This window comes from Methylophilus sp. Leaf414, from assembly GCF_001425425.1.
Lineage (GTDB): Bacteria > Pseudomonadota > Gammaproteobacteria > Burkholderiales > Methylophilaceae > Methylophilus.
In genome coordinates this window covers 466,067-487,667 of the sequence record NZ_LMQQ01000004.1, presented here as the reverse complement: position 1 = coordinate 487,667, position 21,601 = coordinate 466,067, and the positions used below count along the sequence as shown (strand labels likewise).

The following is a 21,601-nucleotide window of genomic DNA, read 5'->3' as shown; positions in this document are numbered from 1 at the left end:
AAAATTTCTCTTATTATTGTGAGTTTGCGTAGATATGGATTGCAGAAAAAACGCTGGAAAAACCAGTCAACTTAACTGTTTCAAACGGGTAACATTACCCGAAACACCCTACCAGCCTTTGCCTGGCCTCAAACTCAGGTAAAACCATGGCTCTGCAGATTTTTATAAATCAGCGCTTTTAATTAAAGCTTTGGGGCAAAAAGCCGTAAACAATGCAGTTTTTGACAAGGGTTTTGCGAAGGAGCTGTATTCGAGAGGCTGCTTGGAAACAGAAATGAGTGAAGGCTAGGCGACATATTCCTGCAAATTAGGGCTATCAGGCTCCCAGCGAACCAGGTCATATAATGTACATTCCAGGTAAGCACACAGCTTATTGAGGTGATCAGTGCTGGCATTGTAGGTCTGGTCTTTGAGCATACGATGCAGGGTCATGCGGCTGATCCCGCTTGCATCGGCAATTTCGGTGATGGTGATGGTTCTACCCCATACCAATTGTTTTTTTAGAATGACAGATTTTAATTCAACGTAAATCACACTACTTCCCACATTTTAAACTCTTGTTCGGTTTGAAGACCTGGAGTCTTCTCAGCCTATCGTTGCTGTCAGGCGTATTGATCGAGATCAATACTGAGGCTGGAACCGGGATCATTATACAATTTTATATAATATTAGAATTGATAATGTAGAAATTAAATATGTATGCAAGGTTAAATGATATAGCGAAGCTTATTTAAGCCGGGGCTTACGTTTTTGGGTACGCACGGTTTGCGCAATTTTGCTGTCAGACTCCAGCGTTTTAGCGCCATTCTCCACCAAAGCACTCGCCAGGTCTTCTGGTGTATCCCTGCCTTTTCGTGAACCGAAAATATGCGAATAAGCCCAGGTAAACTCGGCGCCTATCAGGAATATCTGTGCAGAGTAATAAATCCAGATCAACAAGGCCAGAATAGAACCGGCAGCACCGTAACCGCTTGAAATCGCACTTCTGCCGATATAAATACCGATTAACCATTTACCTATGGTAAACAAAACTGCAGTTAGTAGTGCCCCTATCCACACTTCGTTCCAGCGGATCCTCGCCCGCGGCATGATTTTGTAGATCATGGCAAACATGCCTGTGGTCAGTAAAAAACTGAATATGAAATTGAAGATGCTAGCCACCATCACCCAACTAGAAAATACCGGTGACCACCATTTACTCATGGCTGATAAGCCTGCACTGAATACCAGGGAAACCATTAGTAAAAAGCCAATACCCATGATCATGCCAAAAGACAATAATCGGGCGCGAATCAGTTTCCACACACCACTCTTGGCTCTTGCCGGCGCTTTCCAAATACGGTCCAGGGAATCTTGCAGCTCACCAAAGACACTGGTGGCACCGACCAGCAATAATATGATGCCAATAGTGGTTGCAGTGACGCCTTCAAGTGGCTGACTGGTGCTTTGCAGAAGCGTCTGCACCGCTTCTGCACCCTGCTCGCCCATCAGATTATTCAATTGGCCAATGATTTCGCCACGTGCCGCTTCTTGCCCGAAAATCAAGCCCGAAATAGAAATCACGATCAGCAATAGAGGTGCAATCGAAAACATGGTGTAATACGCCAGAGCAGCACCCATACTTTGTGCGTAGTCATCGCTCCACGAAGTAAAAGCGCTTTTAATCAATACCCAGGTTTCTTTCATTGTCATCTCAGTCTATTCACTCTTCATTTTTAGTTTTTTAAGGTGTGACAAGCAATTAGCCTAATGCAGCGATCTTATGGAAGAATAATAAATTGCTCTCATCAAAATGAAAACGGTGCCTAAAGGCACCGTTCGATGCCGCGTTCTAAATGAGACAAGCTCATTGAAATCAGCAAACTCAGGATAACTATTTCATTATGGCAAAGGCATAAGATAAAACGTATTCTGCTGTCAGAAAGGGCTTACGTAGTGTTTTATGTTTAGGAAAGCGAACAAACTTTGTGCGCAGGATTAGTCGCAGATTAGGCTAAGGATAACGATGTTTTCTCTGGTGACTCAATTGCGTTTTTCATCTGAGCTTTCAGTTCTTCCTGCATTTTTTCAACCAGCTTCTGTTTATCTTCACCGCTCATGGCATCAAACTCCTCTTGTGAAATGCCATGTTTCTTGAGCCAGAGATATTGCATCTTTTGCGCATCCGTCATTTTCATAAAGTCGCTCAATTCCTGGTACGGATCTTTCACACCCACTTTTTGAGAGGAAGATTCACTTAGGAAAGTTTTGCTAGCAGTAGCGTTTTGTTCTACAGAGTCTTCAATATCTTTCTTATTAAATTTAAGCACTGTATTCGTATGCCCGATTTTGCTGACAGCATCAATAGTATTGAAATTCATGATTGCCTCCTTATATGTTTTTATAAGGTAACCATATTTGATTGAAATTAATTCTTTGATTAAAAAGGGAAAAACTATTTACATGCTATTAAATGCAAAGTGGACATTGAATTAACAACGCCCACTTTAGGTTGATAAAGGATATTACAGCGGCACTAGAGTAAGTGTAACCACTACAACCCACTAGAATGTCAGCGTCACTGTCTGCTCATTACCGACGAAGACAGTACAATGCACATCCGTCCATCTATCCGTCACCGCATAACCTATGCATGAAGCGCTTACCTTTTTGTCACGATAAGTATTGCCGCCAACTTCGCCTGAAAAATTATATCTATCGACAGGCTTTCTTACGATCACTTCCTCGTTACCAATTTTAACCGTCAGAAACGCACCGTGATAGGCCCAGTCATTGCCGTACTTTTCCAGCAAACCGGTAATTTTGGTGGATTCATTATCGCCTGCGAACTGGTAATTTTGCGCCGGTGCCACTTCGCTACTCTTCACTTGAGGCGTGGTTATGCATGCCGTCAAATGAATGGCCATGAGCAGGATGAGTATGTATTTCATAAACACTCCAAGTTGATTTACTGCAAAAAAAACCTGCGTCACCATGGCAAAGATTATTATTTATATGAATAGATACAAGATAGACCTGGCAGTTCCTTTGAGTCTATCCGGCTGACAAGAAATGTAGTCTCTACAACATATCTCAGTATACGCTTGGACAGGGAAAAAGGGCTGCGGGATGTTTAGGCTGGACCTGTTTATTGGCTTAGCCGAATAAACAGGTATTGATTTTGTGTAATGGTGCCCGGAGCCGGAATCGAACCGGCACAGCCGTTAAGCCGAGGGATTTTAAGTCCCTTGTGTCTACCAGTTTCACCATCCGGGCGGTAGGTCTGTCAAGCTGCGTATTTTAACACTTTGAAGGGTTTTGCATACCCTCTTAGGTGACGTGCTTGAGAGAAATTTGGAGCGGGAAACGAGTCTCGAACTCGCGACCTCAACCTTGGCAAGGTTGCGCTCTACCAACTGAGCTATTCCCGCATATCTGGAGGCGCGAGCCGGAGTCGAACCGGCCTAAACGGCTTTGCAGGCCGCGGCATAACCGCTTTGCTATCGCGCCAGAACCAACAACATAAAAACCACTTATGTTAAAAAGGGAAAGCAGTGCTTTCCCCTGAATTTGGAGCGGGAAACGAGTCTCGAACTCGCGACCTCAACCTTGGCAAGGTTGCGCTCTACCAACTGAGCTATTCCCGCGTATTTCCTTGCGCCATGCGTCGTAAGGAAGCTGGCATTTTAATGATTTTTGACCCTGTGTCAAGGAAGATTTATGAAAAAACCAGACTTTATGCAGGAATGCTTTTTCAGATGGTTTCGCGGATGGCAGGCCATGCTGCTTTAAGGTAATAACCCATCGAAATCAGGGTCAATAATGCAGCGATGACGATCAACCACTCGCCCAACCACTGGATATTCACCCCGAACAGCGGGTCGTACCAAAGCAACAGGATAATGGCGAGCATTTGTGCTGCAGTTTTCACTTTACCCACCACGGCCACTGCAACATTCGCACCTTTACCGATACTGGCCATCCACTCGCGTAAAGCACTGATGGCAATTTCACGACCTATGATGATGAGGGCAACCACGGCCCCTACCCGATTTAACTCTACCAACACGATGAGTGCTGCAGCAACCATTAATTTATCTGCCACCGGGTCCAGGAATGCGCCGAACTTTGACATCTGCTGATATTTGCGTGCCCAGTAGCCATCCAGCCAGTCGGTAAATGCGGCCAGCATAAATACGGAAGAAGCCGCCAGGTTGACCCAATGGGCGGGTAAACCTTGTGCTGTCACTGCATTGGCTGGAAAGTAGAACATGCCGACGAACACCGGAATCATGGCGATACGCAGCAAGGTTAGCAGGTTGGGGATAGTCCACATAGATATCTGTTTCTTATTGATGTCGCTTGAAAGTAATCAATGCAGGCGTTCATAAATGCTTTGCGCCAATGCCTGACTAATGCCTTCGACTTGGGCAATTTCATCTATGCTAGCACTTTTTATCCCATCCAGGCCACCAAAACGCATCAGCAAGGCTTTGCGCCGCTTGGCACCGATGCCTTCGATTTCTTCCAGGCTGGATGTAATTCGCGCTTTAGCTCGTTTGGCACGGTGGCCGGTAATGGCAAATCTATGCGCTTCGTCGCGGATTTGCTGAAGCAAATGCAAACCAAGGTTATCGGTCGGCAAATTCAGCATTTCACCCGTATCCGAAAAGATCATGGTTTCCAGCCCAGGCTTACGTTCCTCGCCCTTGGCAATGCCGACCAGCAAGATATCGTCCAGACCGACTTCCTGCATGACTTCGATAGCAACGCCTAGCTGACCCTTGCCGCCATCGATAAACACTAGGTCAGGCCGCTTGCCCTCACCCGCCGCCACTTTGCGATAGCGCCGGGTTAATACATCTCGCATGGCCGCATAGTCATCACCTGGCGTAATGCCGGTGATGTTGTAGCGCCGGTATTCGCTATTTTGCATATCGCCGCGGTCAAACACTACGCAGCTGCCAACAGTCGCTTCACCCATGGTGTGACTGATATCAAAACACTCGATGCGCTCTGTGCCTTCTGATAGATGCAGTGCTTCACGCAATGCAACCAGCCGCGCTTGCTGATTGGCTGAAGTTGCCAATCGTTGCTGTAGCGCCAGCTCAGCATTCGTTTGCGCCATTTTCAGCCATACCTTCTTATCGCCAATGGCATTAGTTAACACTCTGATTTTACGGCCAGACTGTTCACTTAATATTTCTTCAAACTCATCCTTGGCTACCTCAGCCCCGCAGACCAGTAATGGCGGCGTGTTTTGCGAAATGTAATACTGTGTGAGAAACGCTTCTACCGTTTCTACCAGTTCAGCATCCTGGCTATTTTTTGGGAAAAAACTTTTATCGCCCAAATGCCTTCCGCCACGGATCATCACCAGGTTAATGCAGTGCTGACCTTGTGTCTCGGCGCAGGCAATCACATCAGCGTCACTGACACTGAAATCACTGACGAACTGCTTGGCCTGCACCTGGCGCAAGGCTTGCATACGGTCACGCAGAATCGCGGCATGCTCATACTCAAACGCTTCGGCGGCCTTATTCATTTCGCTACCCAGCGCATCGATCACTTCGTTGGTTTTGCCTAGCAAAAACATGGCAGCGTGCCGCACATCGCTCGCGTAATTCTCTTCCGAGATGAGGTTCACACATGGCGCAGTACAACGTGCAATCTGGTATTGCAGGCATGGGCGGGAACGATTGGCAAATACGGTGTTTTCACATGTGCGTAATTTAAATACCTTCTGCAGCAACTGAATACTTTCGCGCACCGCCAATGCACTCGGGAAAGGCCCGAAATATTGATGTCCTTTACGCTGCGCGCCCCGATGAAACGCCAGCCTGGGAAACGCGTCGCCGGTGAGGCTGATGTAAGGATAGGACTTATCATCGCGGAACAACACGTTGTAACGCGGCATCAAGCCTTTAATCAGGTTATTTTCCAGCAGCAAGGCTTCCGCCTCGGAGCGGGTCACTGTGGTTTCAATAGCGGCAATCTGCGACACCATCATTTTGGTCCGCGGGCTGTTGATATTTTTATTGAAGTAACTGGAAACCCGTTTTTTCAGGTCTTTGGCTTTGCCGACATAAATAGGCGTGTTTTCCGCATTGAGCATGCGGTAGACACCCGGCAAATTCGGCAAATTCTTGAGTATGGGTTTGGGATCAAACATGCGTGTATTTTACACGCATGTGCATGGGTTCAAGACGTTAACTTTGAAGGCGTCAACCCAGCAACTCCCCACCAATCGCCCAATCCTCGTATTCGACTTCTTCAAATACTATATAGGTATAGCTGGCAGGTTTTTGTGCATGCCTGGTCAGAGTTTCTGTGATTTCCTTGGCGATTTGCTTTTTCTGTTCTTTGGTCACAGAACCAGCCAGTTTGACATTCACGTATGGCATAAGTGTTCTCCTATCAATTAAAGTACAAGCTAATGTGGATGATTAACAGTGCCGCGTCGTATGTCCCTGATTAAATTAACGGTGACGGCAAACAGTAAAACTGAAATCACAATCGATAATATGGGATCTATAGTCACCCAGCCAGTGAAATAAATCACTACCCCAGCGACGATTGCTGTGACAGAGCCTAACAGGTCACCCAGAACGTGTAAAAAAGCGGCACGGTGATTGAGGCTGGCATCACCCCCATGATGTTGATGCTGATGATGCATATGCTTGGCAACAAAGATATTCACCAGCAAACCCAATACAGCAATGATACTGACATAGCCGCCGGCTACAGGCACTGGATTTCTAAGCCGTTCAATCGCTTCGATAATGATCCAGACCGCGACCACCAGCATGGAGGCAGCATTCACCATGGAAACGCGTAACTCCAGGCGGCTGGTTTCCGGGCTTTTACGCGTCTGGTGCGCGGCCCACATGGCTAATCCGAGCGCCAGCACATCAAATAACATATGCCAGGCATCACTAAGTAATGCCAGCGATTGCGTCCAGAGTCCACCCGCAAACTCGACTACTGCAAAAACAGTGATTGCCAGAAAAGGAATTAAAAACGGGTTAGTGTGCTCGTGATCACCATGAACATGGTCATCGTGATGGTGATCATGTTTTGCATGGTGTTTTTGCTGACCTGAACCACAGCAGTCATGCGTTGCAGCGTGTTTTGTATGAGATTTGTCCATGTCTGCATGCTAAAACAATTTAGCGTGATTCCACAATAGGCCGCAACAAAAATGGACTTATAATATTGAATTGTTTTATAGCGGCTCCTCAAGAGCTATGCCATGTTAAGTTACCGACACGCCTTTCATGCCGGCAATCATGCCGATGTTCTCAAACATTGGGTTTACAGCCTGGTGCTGGAATATTTCAATCAAAAAGACAAACCTTATTGGGTCGTAGATACTCATGCCGGGGCGGGTATTTATCGCCTGGATACGGCAATCGCTAATAAAACCGCTGAGTATCTTGGCGGTATTACCAGACTGCAGCAAACCAGCCCACCAGATGCTTTCGACAGTTACTTACAATCAGTCTCAGAAACGCACAACATCGCAGGCAAGGATTCTTACCCTGGTTCACCTTGTATCGCCGATCATTTTTTAAGAGCAGACGATAAGTTACGTTTGTTTGAACTGCATCCTGCAGATGCTACCCTGCTTGAACAGCAATTTGATCATCGCAAAAGGCAGGTTTCCATTCAAGCCAAGGATGGATTTGAAGGGATCAAAGCCTGCTTACCGCCGCCTACCAAGCGCGGCCTGGTGCTTATCGACCCGCCGTATGAAGTCAAAGATGACTATGTGCGCGTGGTCAGCTGTATCAAAGAAGCGCTAAAGCGTTTTTCTACCGGGACTTACCTGATCTGGTATCCGCGACTGCAACGACCTGAACCGCAGCAAATGCTGGATAAACTGCGTGAACTGAATACGGATTATTTGCATATCTGCCTCGATGTGCAGCAGGCCGGCGCCGATGGGTTTGGCATGCATGGCAGCGGCATGTGGGTGATTAACCCGCCCTGGACACTTCGCCAATCTGTAGAGCCGCAATTAGAGTGGTTAGCACAGACATTAGCGCAAGATGACCATGCGCGAGCCTGGTGTGAAGGCCAGCAGAAATAAGCGCTTAGTAGCGGATACGCACGCGGTGGTCTGAATCAGACTGCGTGCCGACACTCACTTCAAAAGTGCTCACGGCAATCGTTTGCCGGGTAGCCGTTTGTATCTTTACCCGCCATTCGCCGGCTGTGACATTGCTTTTATAGGTATAACCGCGGTAACCATTATCCCGCCCTCCCACCAGCGAAAATCCAGCGGTCGATACACTAACCCAGCGCCCTGCTACCTTTTTCTGCCAGTCATGCACTAATTTGGTATGCAACCCCTGTGGTGCAAATACCGAAGAAAAACAGACCAGCCTCTGGCCTGGCGCCAGGCGTAAATGATCAGTATCCACCCGCCAGAAATTCCACCACGGCGATTTCTCTACTGTCATCCAGTAGCCTTCAGGTGATTTCTCTAAATCATAGGCGACCACGACTGCCTGTTTCACCAGCGGAACCGGCGGAATCATGTCCGCACGATAAGCGACCATCAATAAAGCAGCAATCACCCATACCGGCCAGATGCGTCCGGCATGGCTGGGTGCACGTTTATAAAGCACATATGTAATAGCTGCACCTAACAGGGTGCTTAAATAAAACCATACGGCATGCACGCTACCAAACAGGAAAGGAAACGCAAAGTTACACCACAGAATTGAGCACAAACCGAACATACTCCAGCACAGACTCAGACGCCGGTATTCGCTTTCCATAAACTCATTAGCGACCAGCAGCGCACCCAGCACCAAAGTTAGCACCCAGGCCAGGCCATAACTTGAGCTTTTGAAATAGAGAATGAATAGCGCGCTTAATACACTGCCGAACAAAAACTGCAATATCCAGTAAGGCCAGTCGTGCACGGGCCAGCTCGACACTCTGTTCTGGACCCACTGCCAGCCCATCAACCTTTCACGGACGCGGCGTGCGCTGGCGCTCGGTTCGGCCAATTGATACATCAGAATGGCAGCCATTAGTAAATAAATGGCAAAAATCACCATATCGAGAATGGCGACTTTCTTTCCTATAGTGATCGCATCCCAAGCAAATCCACCGATAAAAAATGTAATCGGCAGCACGGCCCGCGTGCGCCCGAGACAGCGGGCTATGAAAGAGGGTTGATCTGGAACAGGCGTAGACATGAGTGGATCAGTCATAATGGAGGGTAAAGCTTAAAAACCATCGGCATTTTTATCATATATGGCAGCAACTGTCACTGCTTGGCAGCTACAAAGGTAAACTTTCTTTGATTATCAAATCGGGCCTGTTAAACTTTAAGTTATCTTAAGAGTTGTCCGTTATATATCTTAGAAGATGTTCTCCATGTAAGGGCATCTGTATGCAACAATTCTGGCCGTCAGGTATGCGCGATCTAATTAGAAAAATTAAACATAAGTTAATCGAAATCAAGTCCGTCAGTAACGAAACTGAGCAGGCCTTGATTCGCGTTACTTTTGTTAGTTTCATCACGCTGTACCTGTTATTCAATGGCAGTAGCTATCAACCGGTTGGCGTTTGCCTGGTGTATTTGTGCTGCGGCTTCCTGATGCTTTTAAATACGCTGCGCAACCCGCAGAAAAACGAAAGACGCCAGTGGATTGCAATGGTGATGGATATCACGGCCACCTCCGTCGAACAGATGATTTCCGGACCGATGGCAGGCGTGTTTATCGGCATCTATTTATGGCTGATTATCGGCTATGGCCTGCGCTACGGCACCAAGTTCTTTAAGGGCTGTTATGTATTAAGCCTGATCGGTTTTAGCATCACCTTATACCTTAACCCTTACTGGAACCAGCACCAGCACTTGGCTTATGGTTTCCTGCTGACATTATTGCTGATTCCGCCACATACCTTGCGCTTGCAGATCAGCCTGGAAAAAGCAACCAAACAGGCCGGTGAAGCCAATGAGGCCAAAACTAATTTCCTGTCGAATATCAGCCACGAAATGCGCACGCCGCTCAATGGCATTATTGGTGCAAGTGAGTTATTGGCTCAATCCAAACTCGATATCAAACAATCCGAGTTGTTACAAATGGTAGGCGCTTCCGCCACCAGCCTGAAAAAGCTGATTAATGATGTGCTTGATATCAGCAAAATTGAAAAAGGCAAAATTGACCTGGAAGAAATCGCGTTCTATCTTCCTGACATGTTTCAGCGGCTTCAGTTGATGTTCCAGATTGAAGTTGATCGCAAACAATTATGGTTGCACTTTGATCTAGACCCTGGCGTAGAACGTCATTATGTCGGCAGCATGCATCATATCGAGCAGGTATTAATGAACCTGGTCGCCAATGGGATCAAATTTACCCAACATGGCGGCGTCGATGTGGTTGTGTCTGTGGCCGAGCGCTATGCCAATATGAGCATGCTCAAGTTCCAGATCCGCGATACTGGTATTGGCATCAAGCCCGAGGCATTGCCACATATCTTCGATAGCTTCACCCAAGCGGATAGCAGCATCACCAGGCGTTATGGCGGCACAGGTTTGGGGACATCCATTGCCAAACAATTGGTTGAACTGATGGCCGGTAAAATTCATGTCACCAGCGACGAAACCAATGGCACCAGCTTTGAAGTAATGCTGCCTCTGGCACATGCTGAGCCATCAACGCAACAGGCGACAAACGAGATCAACCTTGAAGTGAACTCTAACGTGGTGCCATTGAGCAGCCACACCCGGTTCCGCAAGAAAATACGCGTATTGATTGCAGATGACAATGTAGTTAATCGCATGATTTTGAATGAAACATTGCAGCGGATGCATTGCGTAGTAAAAGCCGCCGACAATGGCGATGATGCGCTGGATGCACTGGAACATCACCAGTTTGACCTGATGATTCTTGACTACAACATGCCGGAAATGAATGGCCTGGAAGTATTCAATATTTACCATGCCTTGCCTGGCAGCAAACCTTTGCGTACGGTGATCCTGACCGCTGATGCAACTAAAGCAACTCAAGACCGCTGTTTAAATGCTGGCGTCTATCAAGTACTGACCAAACCGGTGATTTCCCGGCAGATCCAAACTTTGATAGAAGCGGTTGCACAAACCATTGAAACCGGTGAGACAGTCAAGCCAACCTCCAAACCGGCGACACGCGTTGCACGTGCAGCACCTGCACGAGAGCCTGTGAAAACGGTTAGCGTGCCCATTGAGCAGGCCCCTGAACGCGTGGCGAACATGGCAGCTTATAATGAGCCTTTGATTGATATTAACCGTATGGAACATTTGCTGAAACTGGGCGGCAGCGAAGCATTCTTGTATCGTTTAATTACCGAATTTATCGAAACTACCGACGACTTGATCCGTGACTTGCGCACAGAAACGCTAGACCTTAAACTTGAGCAAGTTCATAAGCTGGCGCACACACTGGCCGGGGAATCAGCCAATATGGGCCTGATTCCACTAAGCAAGCGCAGCCGTCGCCTGTTGGGCTTGAGTATGGAGGATGCCCAAACAATTTCCAGTCTGTATCAAGCAGTTTTTGATGCTTATGAAGAAACTCGCGTGCAGTTGCACTTATATCGCAGCAAGCTTTCTTCTAAGCGCTCAAACAAATAATTGGCATTGATAACTGAAGGCACCCTCAATAGTGCTTAACACCTATTGATTTACGACCTGCTGTTGCAGTAACTCCCCAGTCTGCTGCTGATCATTTAATATCACCTGCTCTTTGGCTGCCTCCTGCTCCGGGAACAATCGTGTCTGGGCACGACAAAAACGATCCATTACTTTTAAATCGCGCTCTGTCAGCCGCAATGCATTTTCTACCCATACGTTGACGATATCTTCCAGCTCGCTATAGGTTAACGGGTTGATTCTGGCTTTAGCTTTTTGCGCAGATAAAAAGCCTTCTGCCTGGCGGCTGTTTTTCTGGATAAACGCCTGCACCGCCTGCTCGCCTTCTCCTTCATCCACCACTATATCGATCAGGCCCATTTCAAGGCATTGCTCAGCCGTAAAACGCTCACAACCCAGAATCATTTTATCGGCCACCGCCATACCGGCTTTGCGCGCAATAAAACTATAAGCACCCATTCCAGGAATCATGTTAAAAAATAATTCCGGGAAGCAGAAGACGGATTGGCGTTCAGCAATCAGTATATCGCTGGTCATTGCGGCTTCTATCCCTGCCCCTAACACTTCACCTTGAAGTAACGATATTTTAGTCACGTGATCCAGGTTAAAACGGAAGGCACGTTGCGCCACAACATCAATACTCAGCTTTGCATATGCCTGCAATTGGGCCCTATCCTGATTGCGGATGGCCATGGCCATTTTTTGCAGATCGCCGCCCATATTGAAATAACCCGGTGTGGCCGAAGCAAATACTGAATAACGAATAGGCAGCACCTCTTCATCGTCGGTCTGTACATAACCCCCGCTACGCTGAATATCTTCATGATGTGCATGCAGATTGAGTAGTAAGTCGTGGTTGATGCAAGGGATACGCTGTGGCTGATGCAAATAGCTCCACAAAGTTTGTTGCACGGCATCAAAACGGCAAAATACCTGGCCATAATCATGTGCCAATAAACGATGTTGATAATTAACCAATCCTTGTTCAAACGGTTTCATGTGTTTCTCCTTGACAGTGAAAAGTGGTGAATAAACTCAACATAAGGTGACGCGTGCGCATCAGATAACTTACGCCGGTAAATACATCATAATCAAAACTGAAGTGGGCTATACAGGTTTTACAGTTGCAAGGATGCGTTCGATTTAAAACAAAAAAGGGAGCCTGGGCTCCCTTTTTGCATAGCTATTGAAACGGTTAGGCTGTTTCTTGTATCGGTATGATTTTCTTCACATTTTGCAGTGAGTCTGCGTACTGTGTCATCTGGTCAAAGTTAAGGTATTTGTAAATCTCGGCAGTATTGCTGAGTTTGGAACCCAATGTATCCAGGTACTCTTGTACCGTCGGCATCCTGCCTAATTTTGCGCACACCGCGGCCAACTCGGCAGAACCCAGGTAGACGCGTGCATCTTTACCCATGCGGTTATCAAAGTTACGGGTAGAGGTAGAGAATACCGTGGCTTTATCAGCCACGCGCGCCTGGTTACCCATACATAGCGAGCAACCCGGGATTTCAGTACGCGCGCCGGCGACACCAAAGGTGGAATACACACCTTCTGCTCGTAATTGTGCTTCATCCATACGCGTCGGCGGGGCAATCCACAAGCGCGTTGGGATGCTGCCAGCGCCTTCCAGCACTTTACCGGCGGCGCGGTAGTGTCCAATATTGGTCATGCAGCTACCGATAAAGACTTCATCAATTTTGTCGCCCACGACAGCGGATAATGGTTTGATGTCGTCCGGGTCATTCGGGCATGCCACCAATGGCTCTTTGATGTCTGCCAAGTCAATCTCAATCACATGTGCATATTCGGCGTCGCTATCAGGTTGCAACAGTTCCGGTTTCGCCAGCCAGGCTTTCATGCTGGCGATACGGCGCTCCAGTGTGCGAGCATCGGCATAACCGTTTTCAATCATGTTCTGCATCAGCACAATGTTGGAATTCAGGAATTCGATCACCGGTTCTTTATTCAGCAGCACGGTACAACCATTGGCAGAACGCTCGGCTGAAGCATCCGCCAGCTCAAAAGCCTGTTCGACTTTCAGGTCTGGCAAGCCTTCAATTTCCAGCACACGGCCATTAAATACGTTTTTCTTACCTTGTTTGCCTACGGTCAATGTGCCTTCTTTGATCGCGGCATAAGGAATTGCATTCACCAGGTCACGCAAGGTAATCCCGGGTTGCATTTCACCTTTAAAACGCACCAGTACCGATTCTGGCATATCCAGGGGCATCGCGCCGGTAGCCGCGGCAAATGCCACCAGGCCTGAACCGGCCGGGAAACTGATGCCAATCGGGAAACGGGTATGTGAGTCACCACCGGTTCCGACCGTATCCGGCAAGATCAAGCGATTTAACCAGGAGTGAATGACGCCATCACCAGCACGTAAACTGACGCCACCACGGCTGGACATAAACTCGGGTAATTCGTGTTGCAGTTTAATATCGACCGGCTTTGGATAAGCTGCGGTATGACAGAAACTCTGCATAACCAGGTCGGCACTAAAGCCCAGGCAAGCCAGTTCTTTCAACTCATCACGCGTCATACCTCCAGTGGTATCCTGAGAACCTACCGTGGTCGCTTTTGGTTCGCAATATGTACCCGGGCGTACGCCAAAGCCTTCTGGCAAACCGCATGCACGGCCGACCATTTTCTGTGCCAGGGTATAACCTTTACCAGTATCTTTGGCTGGAATCGATTTGATGAAAACATCAGTGTCCGGCAGGCTTAAGGCCTTGCGTGCATTAGAAGTCAGGCCGCGACCAATAATTAGCGGAATACGACCACCAGCACGCACTTCGTCAGGTAAGGTAATCGGGTTCATTTCAAAAGTAGAAAGTAATGCACCCGCCTCAGACAGTACTTTGCCTTCATAGGGTTTAATCACGATCACATCACCCGTGTTCAGTCCGGAAACATCGCATTGAATCGGTAAGGCACCGGAATCTTCAGCCGTGTTAAAAAAGATAGGCGCTATCTTGCTGCCGATGACCACGCCACCGGTACGTTTGTTAGGGATAAATGGAATGTCGTCACCCATCCACCATTGCACTGAGTTAATGGCAGATTTACGTGAAGAGCCAGTACCGACTACGTCACCTACATAAGCCAATGGCAAACCTTTTTGCTTGAGGTTTTCGATTACAGTGAGACCGTCAGTCATGCGATTCACCAGCATAGCTTTGGCATGCAAAGGAATATCCGGACGGCTCCAGGCATCTTGCGCCGGGCTTAAGTCATCAGTATTGGTCTCGCCATCCAGCTTGAACACCACCAGCTTGATTTCTTCTGCCAGCGCTGGCCGGCTGGTGAACCACTCAGCATTGGCCCATGAAGTGATCAATGCTTTGGCGTGCAGGTTACCCGCCTTCATTTTCTCTTCTACATCATGAAAGGCATCAAACATCAGGATAGTGGTTGATAACGCTTTCACGGCATGGGCTGCCAAGGGGGTATCCAGCAGCGCAACCAGGGCCTGCACGTTGTAGCCACCCAGCATAGTGCCCAGTAGCTCTACCGCTTTTTCAGGGCTAACCAAACGAGAATGCGCTTTGCCATTGGCTATATCGGCCAGGAATGCCGCTTTCACATACGCTGCCTGGTCTACCCCTGCAGGAATACGGTTTTCAAGCAGGTCGACCAATAATGCTTCTTGACCTGCTGGCGGACTTTTTAATAACTCCACCAGTCCGGCGACCTGCTCGGGATTGAGGGGTAAGGGAGGCAAGTTTTGCGCGGCGCGTTCTTTTACGTGGGTGTCGTATGCTTCTAACATGATGTGAGCTCTATCAATAAACTTAAGTTGTAATGCTTGAAACTGGTTATGCTGGGCCAGCGTTATTGGCTAACCGCGAAGTATCTTGTCATTATAATTCAGCCCACTCGGCATAATGTTAATTGTGTGTAACATTCTTTCAGCCGTTAATAAATCTGCACCTAAGCGAACTGACTATTGAGTACGGTCTCCATATAACTCTTTGGCAAACGGGGTACTGCAACTTTTTCCATAGGCAGATGACTCCCATTTATCCAGCAACTCTTTCTGGTAGCCTTTGCCATGCTGCTTTTCCAGATAGGCACGTACTTCAAACACATCGGCAAAGCCGTTGCGATCCGTATCCATTAAAGCTACCTGTTGTTCAAGTGATGGTCCGCTGTAGCGCCCATCTTTATCTGTGAAATAATCCAGCGCCGATTCGGCATGCCCGGGCAGGCTAAATATGAACATCAGCCCTGCCCATGCAAGTGAATATTGTAAAACCCTAGTGTTCATTTTTATCATACCACCCTCATTTATGCGCTTAGTTGTATGACGTATCTTTTACCAGATCGTGCTTATGTTCAGTGATATCACTCACAATGTTTTTGTATGCCTTACACAGCAAGCAGGGCAATTTTTTTCTTCCAGTGTGCCGGGCCGGTATTATGCACAGACTCGCCATTCGCACTCACAGCAACAGTCACCGGCATATCCACCACATCAAACTCATAAATCGCTTCCATGCCCAAGTCTGCAAAGGCCAGCACCCGGGATTTCTTAATGGCTTTGCTCACTAAATACGCGGCACCGCCTACAGCCATCAGATAAACGGACTTATGTTTGGCGATTTCTTTCAGCGCCTGTTCACCACGCTCCGCTTTGCCGATCGAACCTAACAGGCCGGTATTCAGCATCATATCCGTATAACTATCCATACGCGTGGCAGTGGTTGGTCCAGCCGGGCCAACGGCTTCATCACGGACCGCATCTACCGGGCCGACGTAATAAATAAAACGGTTTTTGAAATCTACTGGTAGTCGCTCGCCTTTTTCCAGCATGGTTTTAATGCGTTTGTGTGCGGCATCGCGCCCGGTCAGTATCTTACCGGTCAGCAGCAATGTATCGCCGTTTTTCCAGGTTTGGGTTTCTTCTTGCGTCACCGTCTCCAGATTAACACGGATAGCTTGCGGGCTTGGTGCCCAATGCACATCCGGATATACATCAGGGCTTGGCGGCACCAATTCTGCCACACCGGAACCATCCAGCGTAAAGTGCACGTGGCGTGTGGCTGCACAATTCGGAATAATCGCCACCGGCAAACTGGCGGCATGGGTCGGGTAATCCAGGATTTTCACATCCAGCACCGTGGTCAAGCCACCCAGGCCTTGCGCGCCTATGCCTAATTGGTTGACCTTTTCATACAATTCCAACCGCAGTTCTTCGATTTTATTTTGGGCGCCGCGGGCTTGTAACTCCTGGATATCAATCGGCTCCATCAATGACTCTTTAGCCAGCAGCATGGCTTTCTCCGCACTGCCACCTATGCCTATACCCAGCATACCAGGCGGGCACCAGCCAGCACCCATCTTTGGGACTACTTCCATCACCCAATCGACAATACTGTCGTTAGGGTTAAGCATTGCCAACTTAGATTTATTTTCCGAGCCGCCGCCTTTGGCCGCAATCTGGATATCGACGGTGTCGCCCGCAACCATTTCAATATGGGTAATGGCAGGTGTATTGTCTTTAGTGTTTTTACGCGCGCCGGCCGGATCATTGACAATAGAAGCCCGCAAGGTATTTTCCGGATGCAGGTAAGCACGGCGCACACCTTCGTTCACCATTTCTGCGATTGTCATATCGCCTTCAAACTGCGTTTGCATGCCGACTTTCACGAAGGCAACCACAATGCCGGTATCCTGGCACAACGGGCGCTTGCCTTCTGCGCACATACGAGAATTCGTCAAAATCTGTGCAATCGCATCTTTCGCGGCAGGCGACTGCTCTTTTTCGTAAGCCACGGCCAAGGCCCGGATGTAATCTTCCGGGTGGTAGTAAGAGATATATTGCAAGGCGTCTGCAATACTCTCGATAAAATCCTGGGTCTTGATCAGGGCCATGGTTTTTCGATATAGGTGTTCTTGAAATGATTGTTATCGTTAGCGGGCGTTGCTTTTCATGTAGGCAATCGCCGGTCCAACATCTTTACGTAGAATTTTACCATTTTTAGTGCGTGGAAATTCCTTAGCCAGGTAAACCGTTTTCGGTGTTTTGTAAGCGGCCAGGTGTTGCTTACCAAAGGCGATCAGTTCATCTGCCTGCACTTCACACTCCGGCTTAGGTATCACATAGATCACCACCAGCAATTTGTCTTTCTCAATCTCTTCACCAATCGCGGCACAATCCGCCACGGCAGGATGGCCTTTGTAAACCCGCTCAATCTCGTAAGGCGAGACGCGGTAGCCAAAGCTCTTGATGATGTCATCCTTGCGCCCCAGGAACCAGATGTAGCCATCAGCGTCGTATTTAGCATAGTCACCGGTGAAGAAATAACCATCATGTTTGTATTTGACGGTTTCTTCCGGCAGATTCCAATAACTCAGGAACAGCCCGGGATCAGACTCAGGCACACAAATCATACCCTCTTCACCTGCCGCGACCGGTTCCCGTGTTTCCGGATTCAACAACACCAGGTCATGCCCAGGCTGCGGAAAACCAGCCGAACCGGCACGGATAGGCCGGTAAATACTTTGCGACAAGTAATAGGAAAACTCGCTCATACCCACCGCTTCATAGATATCCAACCCAAAACGTTCACGCCATTGCGCCAACACTTCATCGGACAAATGCTCACCAGCGCTCATATAGTGGCGCACGCTTGGAATATCCGCTTGTGTAGCGGAGGTTTTCTGCAATAACTGGCGATAAATCGTTGGTACACCGATAAAAATGGTTGCTTTATGCTTGGCAATCAAGTCCAGCCATTTTTGTGCGTCGTTCTTACCTTCATGCACAATCACGGTTTTACCCAGATACAAAGGATCCATCAGGCCGGTGCCTAACACATAAGTCCAGTTGAATTTGCCGGAATGCATAATGCGGTCTTGCAACTGATCACTGTAATTAAACCAGTAATCTGCCGCTGGCTGGCGCCCAAGCAAAGCACGGTGCGCGTGTAACACGCCTTTGGGATAACCGGTCGTGCCTGAGGTATAGACCAGGTAAGCAGGGTCTTCAGCGCGCGTAGCATAAGCAGCCTGTGCTGCTGTGGCTTCAGCCAATGCGGTTTGTAATGACAATACATTGACAACAGTTGAAGCAACTGCCTCATCAGTCAATTGTGTCAGCAGAATATGCTTGAGGTTAGGCGTCTGTGCGATATTTTCCTGCATTTTGGCAGACATGGTTGCCCAGGCAGCAGCATCCGTGACCAAGAAGACAGCTCCTGAATCTTTAGCTAAATAAGCCACTTCTTCAGCAGTTAACAACGTCGATGTCGGCACCGAAATCGCTCCGGTTTTCATCGCTCCCAAAAAGGCTATCGGATAATCCAGGCTATTTGGCAAACGAATCAGGATGCGATCCCCTACGGTAACACCAAGGTCACGCAACACTTGCGCAAACCTGTCCGTCTGCTCCGCCAGTTCAGCAAAGGTAATCGTGCTGGTACCGAAGGTATCATCCTCCACAATCATGGCAATCTCGTCAGCCTTGGCAGTTCCCAAATGGCGGTCGCTACAAGCGACGCCAATATTGAACAGCTCGGGGATATCCCATTGCCATTGTGGATAAGGTGCTAACTGTGTCATCTCAAAACCTTTCCTGAATCTCTAAGCGTGCAGGGTTGTTATCACGCGTCATACGCATTTCTTTTGGAAATGCCTTTTAAATAACCATCACTCCTATCAATGAGCGAGCGGGATGAAGCACAAGACGCACGGCACGCAGAAACCGGAATGTACTCGAGTACATGAGGATTTCGAGTACCGCGCAACGCCGTGATTCGCCTGCGCAGCCATTGATTAAAGCAGAATGCCGTAGGGCCAGTTCTGGCGTACTACTTGCGCCGGCATCAATTGCAGTACATGCAAAGCAAACTCCATATCACTGGTCTTCAACGCCCTTAATGCATGCGCCCGCAACAATGTCTGCAAGGCCTTACCAAACATAGGTGGATCCAGCATTTCACCATCAAACTTGATTGCGCCACCCAGTAAAGCATCCGCTTCAATCGCTGCCTTTAAAATCGCCACTTTCTGGTTGATTTCAGTAGGTGACGGCGTGTAGGCGGTTTTGCATAAATGAATATGGCCAGGATGTATCACCTGCTTACCGGTCAGGCCCATCGCGGCTTCCTGGCAAGCATGCTTGTACACCACTCGCGACTCGTTATCACCATGCAGGTCCAGCCAGCGGCGCACATCATGCGGCTCAACAAACTTGTCCGGCATGATATTGCTGCCTATTAATGTTTCCACGCCGCCAATCACCCCTTTACCGGCAATCCTGGCTTCAAAAATCATCTGGTTGATAAAGTAAAACAGCTCTTCTATCCAGTGTTCCGGCGTGATGTGTATGCCTAATGCTTTGGAGAAGTCATGGATACCGAATACCACATGTTTTACCGTGTCGTACTGCATCAAGTCAGGCGCGATTTTGAGCGATTTCGGGTGCTCGATAATCGGCTGGATGGTGATGTGTGGGTTAATGCTGATCAGGAAACTGGATAAGTCGCGTACTTCTGCTGCGCCATAGGACTCCCCTGCTTTAGCCAGCATCACGACATCGATATACTCACCCATGTCGCGCACCAGTTTCATGTCCTCTTCATACTCATCAGTACGGAAAGAATTGGCACGAATCGCAATTGTCACGCGCTCGTTAACTTTACGCAGCTTTGGCAGTTCCTGACGTAATAAAGTCCGGCTCATTTCCTTCTGTCTACAGCCATCTTCCAGGTCAAAAATCAGGGTGTGCGCATTGGTGAAATGGGCATGCTTGACCATACGGTTAGCTGCCTGCTCCATATCTTCATAAATACCCAGGCTGGGCGCATATTTCACCGGCGGATAATACAACTGGATCCCAGGCCAGTAATCACCTAAAGCGCTGGCGTCCAGCGCGATTGGCTCTTCCCCCATATGCTGAATCATGCAGTTTCCTGTTCTGCCGATGGCCGGCTTTCCCTTAATTTCTGCAACACGGCTGTGTACTCTTTAGCCAGTGATTTTGTGGCTGATGCTTGAGTTTTCACCTCTTGTATCAACTCCCAGAACACGTTGTCCGGCAATTCCAGGAGCGTATCCAGCTGGGCCATTTCTGCCAGGGTCAGTCCATTAAAATGTTCACTGACAAAGCGCTGCAATACGATATCCAGTTCCAGCATGCCACGGCGGCATCGCCAGGCCAGTCTTCGTTGTTCTGCCTCTCGTAAGATTTCCGCATTCAACATGTCCACTCCTTAAAGCACTTTGATACCAAAGATTTTCTTGCCCGGCGCATCCTGCTTGTGCGCTTTAACATTCTCGATTTTCAAATCCTTGATGGCTGCAATCGCGGCATTCGGATTAAGTTTTTTCGGGCAGACATCGGTACAGTTCATGATGTTATGGCAGCGGTATAAACGATAAGGGTCTTCCAGGTTTTCCAAACGCGCTTCCTGCTCCTGATCGCGGCTATCAGCAATAAAACGATAGGCTTGCAATAATCCTGCCGGGCCCACAAATTTATCCGGATTCCACCAGAAACTGGGACATGAGGTGGTACAGGCTCCGCATAAAATACATTCATACAGGCCATCCAGCTTGGCGCGGTCTTCAGGGCTTTGCAGGCGCTCGGTTTCCGGCGGTGACTCGTGATTTTGCAGATAGGGCATCACTGAGTTGTAGTGCTCAAAAAACTGCGTCATATCAACCACCAGATCGCGGATCACCGGCAAGCCCGGCATAGGGCGCAACACTACCGGCTCCTGCAAATCTTCCAGCTTGGTAATACAGGCCAATCCGTTTTTGCCATTGATATTCATGGCATCACTTCCGCATACGCCTTCGCGGCACGATTTACGCATACTCAACGTATCATCCAGCGCTTTCACACGCATGAGTGCGTCCAGCAGCATCTGGTCGCTGTCTTCCAGTGCAATATCGTAGTCCTGCATGTAAGGTTTTTTGTCTACGTCCGGATTAAACCGGTAGATGGAGAAGCGCATA

At 48.4% G+C, this 21,601-nt stretch carries 19 protein-coding genes and 4 tRNA genes; 2 read left to right on the top strand and 21 right to left on the bottom strand.

Going from position 1 to position 21,601, the window contains the following annotated elements:
* Positions 1 to 285: 285 nt before the first annotated feature.
* From ASG24_RS11225 to ASG24_RS11170, 12 genes are all read right to left on the bottom strand, one after another.
* Positions 286 to 534 carry a helix-turn-helix transcriptional regulator gene (locus ASG24_RS11225; protein ID WP_055871406.1) on the bottom strand — a complete coding sequence of 83 codons (249 nt, stop codon included), beginning with the start codon at positions 532 to 534 and terminating at the stop codon, positions 286 to 288.
* Positions 535 to 726: 192 nt separating this feature from the next.
* Positions 727 to 1,686 (bottom strand): YihY/virulence factor BrkB family protein, encoded by a 960-nt coding sequence (locus ASG24_RS11220; RefSeq protein WP_229007135.1) that lies wholly within the window; start codon positions 1,684 to 1,686, stop codon positions 727 to 729.
* Positions 1,687 to 1,988: 302 nt separating this feature from the next.
* Positions 1,989 to 2,360 (bottom strand): hypothetical protein, encoded by a 372-nt coding sequence (locus ASG24_RS11215; RefSeq protein WP_055871403.1) that lies wholly within the window; start codon positions 2,358 to 2,360, stop codon positions 1,989 to 1,991.
* A 183-nt stretch (positions 2,361 to 2,543) separates the two neighbouring features.
* Positions 2,544 to 2,930, bottom strand: coding sequence for a hypothetical protein (locus ASG24_RS11210; RefSeq protein WP_156376556.1), 387 nt, complete (start codon positions 2,928 to 2,930; stop codon positions 2,544 to 2,546).
* Positions 2,931 to 3,168: 238 nt separating this feature from the next.
* A tRNA-Leu gene (locus tag ASG24_RS11205) sits at positions 3,169 to 3,255 on the bottom strand.
* Positions 3,256 to 3,334: 79 nt separating this feature from the next.
* Positions 3,335 to 3,410, bottom strand: a tRNA-Gly gene (locus ASG24_RS11200).
* Positions 3,411 to 3,415: 5 nt separating this feature from the next.
* Positions 3,416 to 3,489, bottom strand: a tRNA-Cys gene (locus tag ASG24_RS11195).
* Between the two features lie 61 nt (positions 3,490 to 3,550).
* Positions 3,551 to 3,626 (bottom strand) — tRNA-Gly (locus tag ASG24_RS11190).
* A 107-nt stretch (positions 3,627 to 3,733) separates the two neighbouring features.
* On the bottom strand, positions 3,734 to 4,315 hold the full coding sequence (pgsA, locus tag ASG24_RS11185) for a CDP-diacylglycerol--glycerol-3-phosphate 3-phosphatidyltransferase (RefSeq protein WP_082488080.1): 582 nt from the start codon (positions 4,313 to 4,315) through the stop codon (positions 3,734 to 3,736).
* A 36-nt stretch (positions 4,316 to 4,351) separates the two neighbouring features.
* A complete protein-coding gene (gene uvrC / locus ASG24_RS11180; protein WP_055871399.1) occupies positions 4,352 to 6,151 on the bottom strand; it encodes an excinuclease ABC subunit UvrC in 1,800 nt (599 codons plus the stop codon).
* A 52-nt stretch (positions 6,152 to 6,203) separates the two neighbouring features.
* Positions 6,204 to 6,383 (bottom strand): 4-oxalocrotonate tautomerase family protein, encoded by a 180-nt coding sequence (locus tag ASG24_RS11175; RefSeq protein ID WP_055830975.1) that lies wholly within the window; start codon positions 6,381 to 6,383, stop codon positions 6,204 to 6,206.
* Between the two features lie 29 nt (positions 6,384 to 6,412).
* Complete coding sequence (locus ASG24_RS11170) at positions 6,413 to 7,129, bottom strand: cation diffusion facilitator family transporter (RefSeq protein ID WP_082488079.1); 717 nt, start codon at positions 7,127 to 7,129, stop codon at positions 6,413 to 6,415.
* Between the two features lie 102 nt (positions 7,130 to 7,231).
* Here ASG24_RS11170 and ASG24_RS11165 point away from each other — a divergent pair, with 102 nt between their 5' ends.
* Positions 7,232 to 8,071 (top strand): 23S rRNA (adenine(2030)-N(6))-methyltransferase RlmJ, encoded by an 840-nt coding sequence (locus ASG24_RS11165; RefSeq protein WP_055871396.1) that lies wholly within the window; start codon positions 7,232 to 7,234, stop codon positions 8,069 to 8,071.
* A gap of 4 nt (positions 8,072 to 8,075) precedes the next feature.
* Here ASG24_RS11165 and ASG24_RS11160 read toward each other — a convergent pair whose 3' ends face one another.
* Positions 8,076 to 9,191 carry a DUF2914 domain-containing protein gene (locus tag ASG24_RS11160; protein ID WP_055831435.1) on the bottom strand — a complete coding sequence of 372 codons (1,116 nt, stop codon included), beginning with the start codon at positions 9,189 to 9,191 and terminating at the stop codon, positions 8,076 to 8,078.
* Positions 9,192 to 9,388: 197 nt separating this feature from the next.
* Between ASG24_RS11160 and ASG24_RS11155 the strand changes: the two genes are divergently transcribed.
* A complete protein-coding gene (locus tag ASG24_RS11155; protein ID WP_235562401.1) occupies positions 9,389 to 11,614 on the top strand; it encodes an ATP-binding protein in 2,226 nt (741 codons plus the stop codon).
* 42 nt (positions 11,615 to 11,656) lie between these two features.
* Here ASG24_RS11155 and ASG24_RS11150 read toward each other — a convergent pair whose 3' ends face one another.
* The 8 genes from ASG24_RS11150 to ASG24_RS11115 form a co-directional block, all read right to left on the bottom strand.
* Positions 11,657 to 12,631 (bottom strand): crotonase/enoyl-CoA hydratase family protein, encoded by a 975-nt coding sequence (locus ASG24_RS11150; RefSeq protein WP_082488078.1) that lies wholly within the window; start codon positions 12,629 to 12,631, stop codon positions 11,657 to 11,659.
* 196 nt (positions 12,632 to 12,827) lie between these two features.
* Entirely contained in the window at positions 12,828 to 15,407 is a 2,580-nt protein-coding gene (gene acnB / locus ASG24_RS11145) for a bifunctional aconitate hydratase 2/2-methylisocitrate dehydratase (RefSeq protein ID WP_055871393.1), read from the bottom strand.
* 174 nt (positions 15,408 to 15,581) lie between these two features.
* Positions 15,582 to 15,860 (bottom strand): hypothetical protein, encoded by a 279-nt coding sequence (locus ASG24_RS11140; protein ID WP_229007125.1) that lies wholly within the window; start codon positions 15,858 to 15,860, stop codon positions 15,582 to 15,584.
* Between the two features lie 146 nt (positions 15,861 to 16,006).
* Positions 16,007 to 17,512: a fumarate hydratase gene (locus ASG24_RS11135; protein WP_055871386.1), complete on the bottom strand. Its 1,506-nt coding sequence runs from the start codon at positions 17,510 to 17,512 to the stop codon at positions 16,007 to 16,009.
* 39 nt (positions 17,513 to 17,551) lie between these two features.
* Complete coding sequence (locus tag ASG24_RS11130) at positions 17,552 to 19,201, bottom strand: acyl-CoA synthetase (protein ID WP_055871384.1); 1,650 nt, start codon at positions 19,199 to 19,201, stop codon at positions 17,552 to 17,554.
* Positions 19,202 to 19,414: 213 nt separating this feature from the next.
* The gene (locus tag ASG24_RS11125; RefSeq protein ID WP_055830961.1) at positions 19,415 to 20,545 is read right to left on the bottom strand and encodes a CoA ester lyase; all 1,131 of its coding nucleotides are present in this window, start codon (positions 20,543 to 20,545) and stop codon (positions 19,415 to 19,417) included.
* On the bottom strand, positions 20,542 to 20,844 hold the full coding sequence (locus tag ASG24_RS11120) for a succinate dehydrogenase assembly factor 2 (protein ID WP_055830959.1): 303 nt from the start codon (positions 20,842 to 20,844) through the stop codon (positions 20,542 to 20,544). The genes ASG24_RS11125 and ASG24_RS11120 overlap by 4 nt, the downstream gene beginning before the upstream one ends.
* 9 nt (positions 20,845 to 20,853) lie before the next feature.
* The gene (locus ASG24_RS11115) at positions 20,854 to 21,600 is read right to left on the bottom strand and encodes a succinate dehydrogenase iron-sulfur subunit (protein WP_055830957.1); all 747 of its coding nucleotides are present in this window, start codon (positions 21,598 to 21,600) and stop codon (positions 20,854 to 20,856) included.
* Between the last annotated feature and the right edge of the window lies 1 nt (position 21,601).

Coding starts and splice junctions, on each gene's coding strand:
- ASG24_RS11220 (WP_229007135.1), bottom strand. CDS start 1,686: ATGAAAGAAACCTGGGTATTGATTAAAAGCGCTTTTACTTCGTGGAGC.
- ASG24_RS11215 (WP_055871403.1), bottom strand. CDS start 2,360: ATGAATTTCAATACTATTGATGCTGTCAGCAAAATCGGGCATACGAAT.
- ASG24_RS11210 (WP_156376556.1), bottom strand. CDS start 2,930: ATGAAATACATACTCATCCTGCTCATGGCCATTCATTTGACGGCATGC.
- pgsA (WP_082488080.1), bottom strand. CDS start 4,315: ATGTGGACTATCCCCAACCTGCTAACCTTGCTGCGTATCGCCATGATT.
- uvrC (WP_055871399.1), bottom strand. CDS start 6,151: ATGTTTGATCCCAAACCCATACTCAAGAATTTGCCGAATTTGCCGGGT.
- ASG24_RS11175 (WP_055830975.1), bottom strand. CDS start 6,383: ATGCCATACGTGAATGTCAAACTGGCTGGTTCTGTGACCAAAGAACAG.
- ASG24_RS11170 (WP_082488079.1), bottom strand. CDS start 7,129: ATGGACAAATCTCATACAAAACACGCTGCAACGCATGACTGCTGTGGT.
- ASG24_RS11165 (WP_055871396.1), top strand. CDS start 7,232: ATGTTAAGTTACCGACACGCCTTTCATGCCGGCAATCATGCCGATGTT.
- ASG24_RS11160 (WP_055831435.1), bottom strand. CDS start 9,191: ATGTCTACGCCTGTTCCAGATCAACCCTCTTTCATAGCCCGCTGTCTC.
- ASG24_RS11155 (WP_235562401.1), top strand. CDS start 9,389: ATGCAACAATTCTGGCCGTCAGGTATGCGCGATCTAATTAGAAAAATT.
- ASG24_RS11150 (WP_082488078.1), bottom strand. CDS start 12,631: ATGAAACCGTTTGAACAAGGATTGGTTAATTATCAACATCGTTTATTG.
- acnB (WP_055871393.1), bottom strand. CDS start 15,407: ATGTTAGAAGCATACGACACCCACGTAAAAGAACGCGCCGCGCAAAAC.
- ASG24_RS11140 (WP_229007125.1), bottom strand. CDS start 15,860: ATGTTCATATTTAGCCTGCCCGGGCATGCCGAATCGGCGCTGGATTAT.
- ASG24_RS11135 (WP_055871386.1), bottom strand. CDS start 17,512: ATGGCCCTGATCAAGACCCAGGATTTTATCGAGAGTATTGCAGACGCC.
- ASG24_RS11130 (WP_055871384.1), bottom strand. CDS start 19,201: ATGACACAGTTAGCACCTTATCCACAATGGCAATGGGATATCCCCGAG.
- ASG24_RS11125 (WP_055830961.1), bottom strand. CDS start 20,545: ATGATTCAGCATATGGGGGAAGAGCCAATCGCGCTGGACGCCAGCGCT.
- ASG24_RS11120 (WP_055830959.1), bottom strand. CDS start 20,844: ATGTTGAATGCGGAAATCTTACGAGAGGCAGAACAACGAAGACTGGCC.
- ASG24_RS11115 (WP_055830957.1), bottom strand. CDS start 21,600: ATGCGCTTCTCCATCTACCGGTTTAATCCGGACGTAGACAAAAAACCT.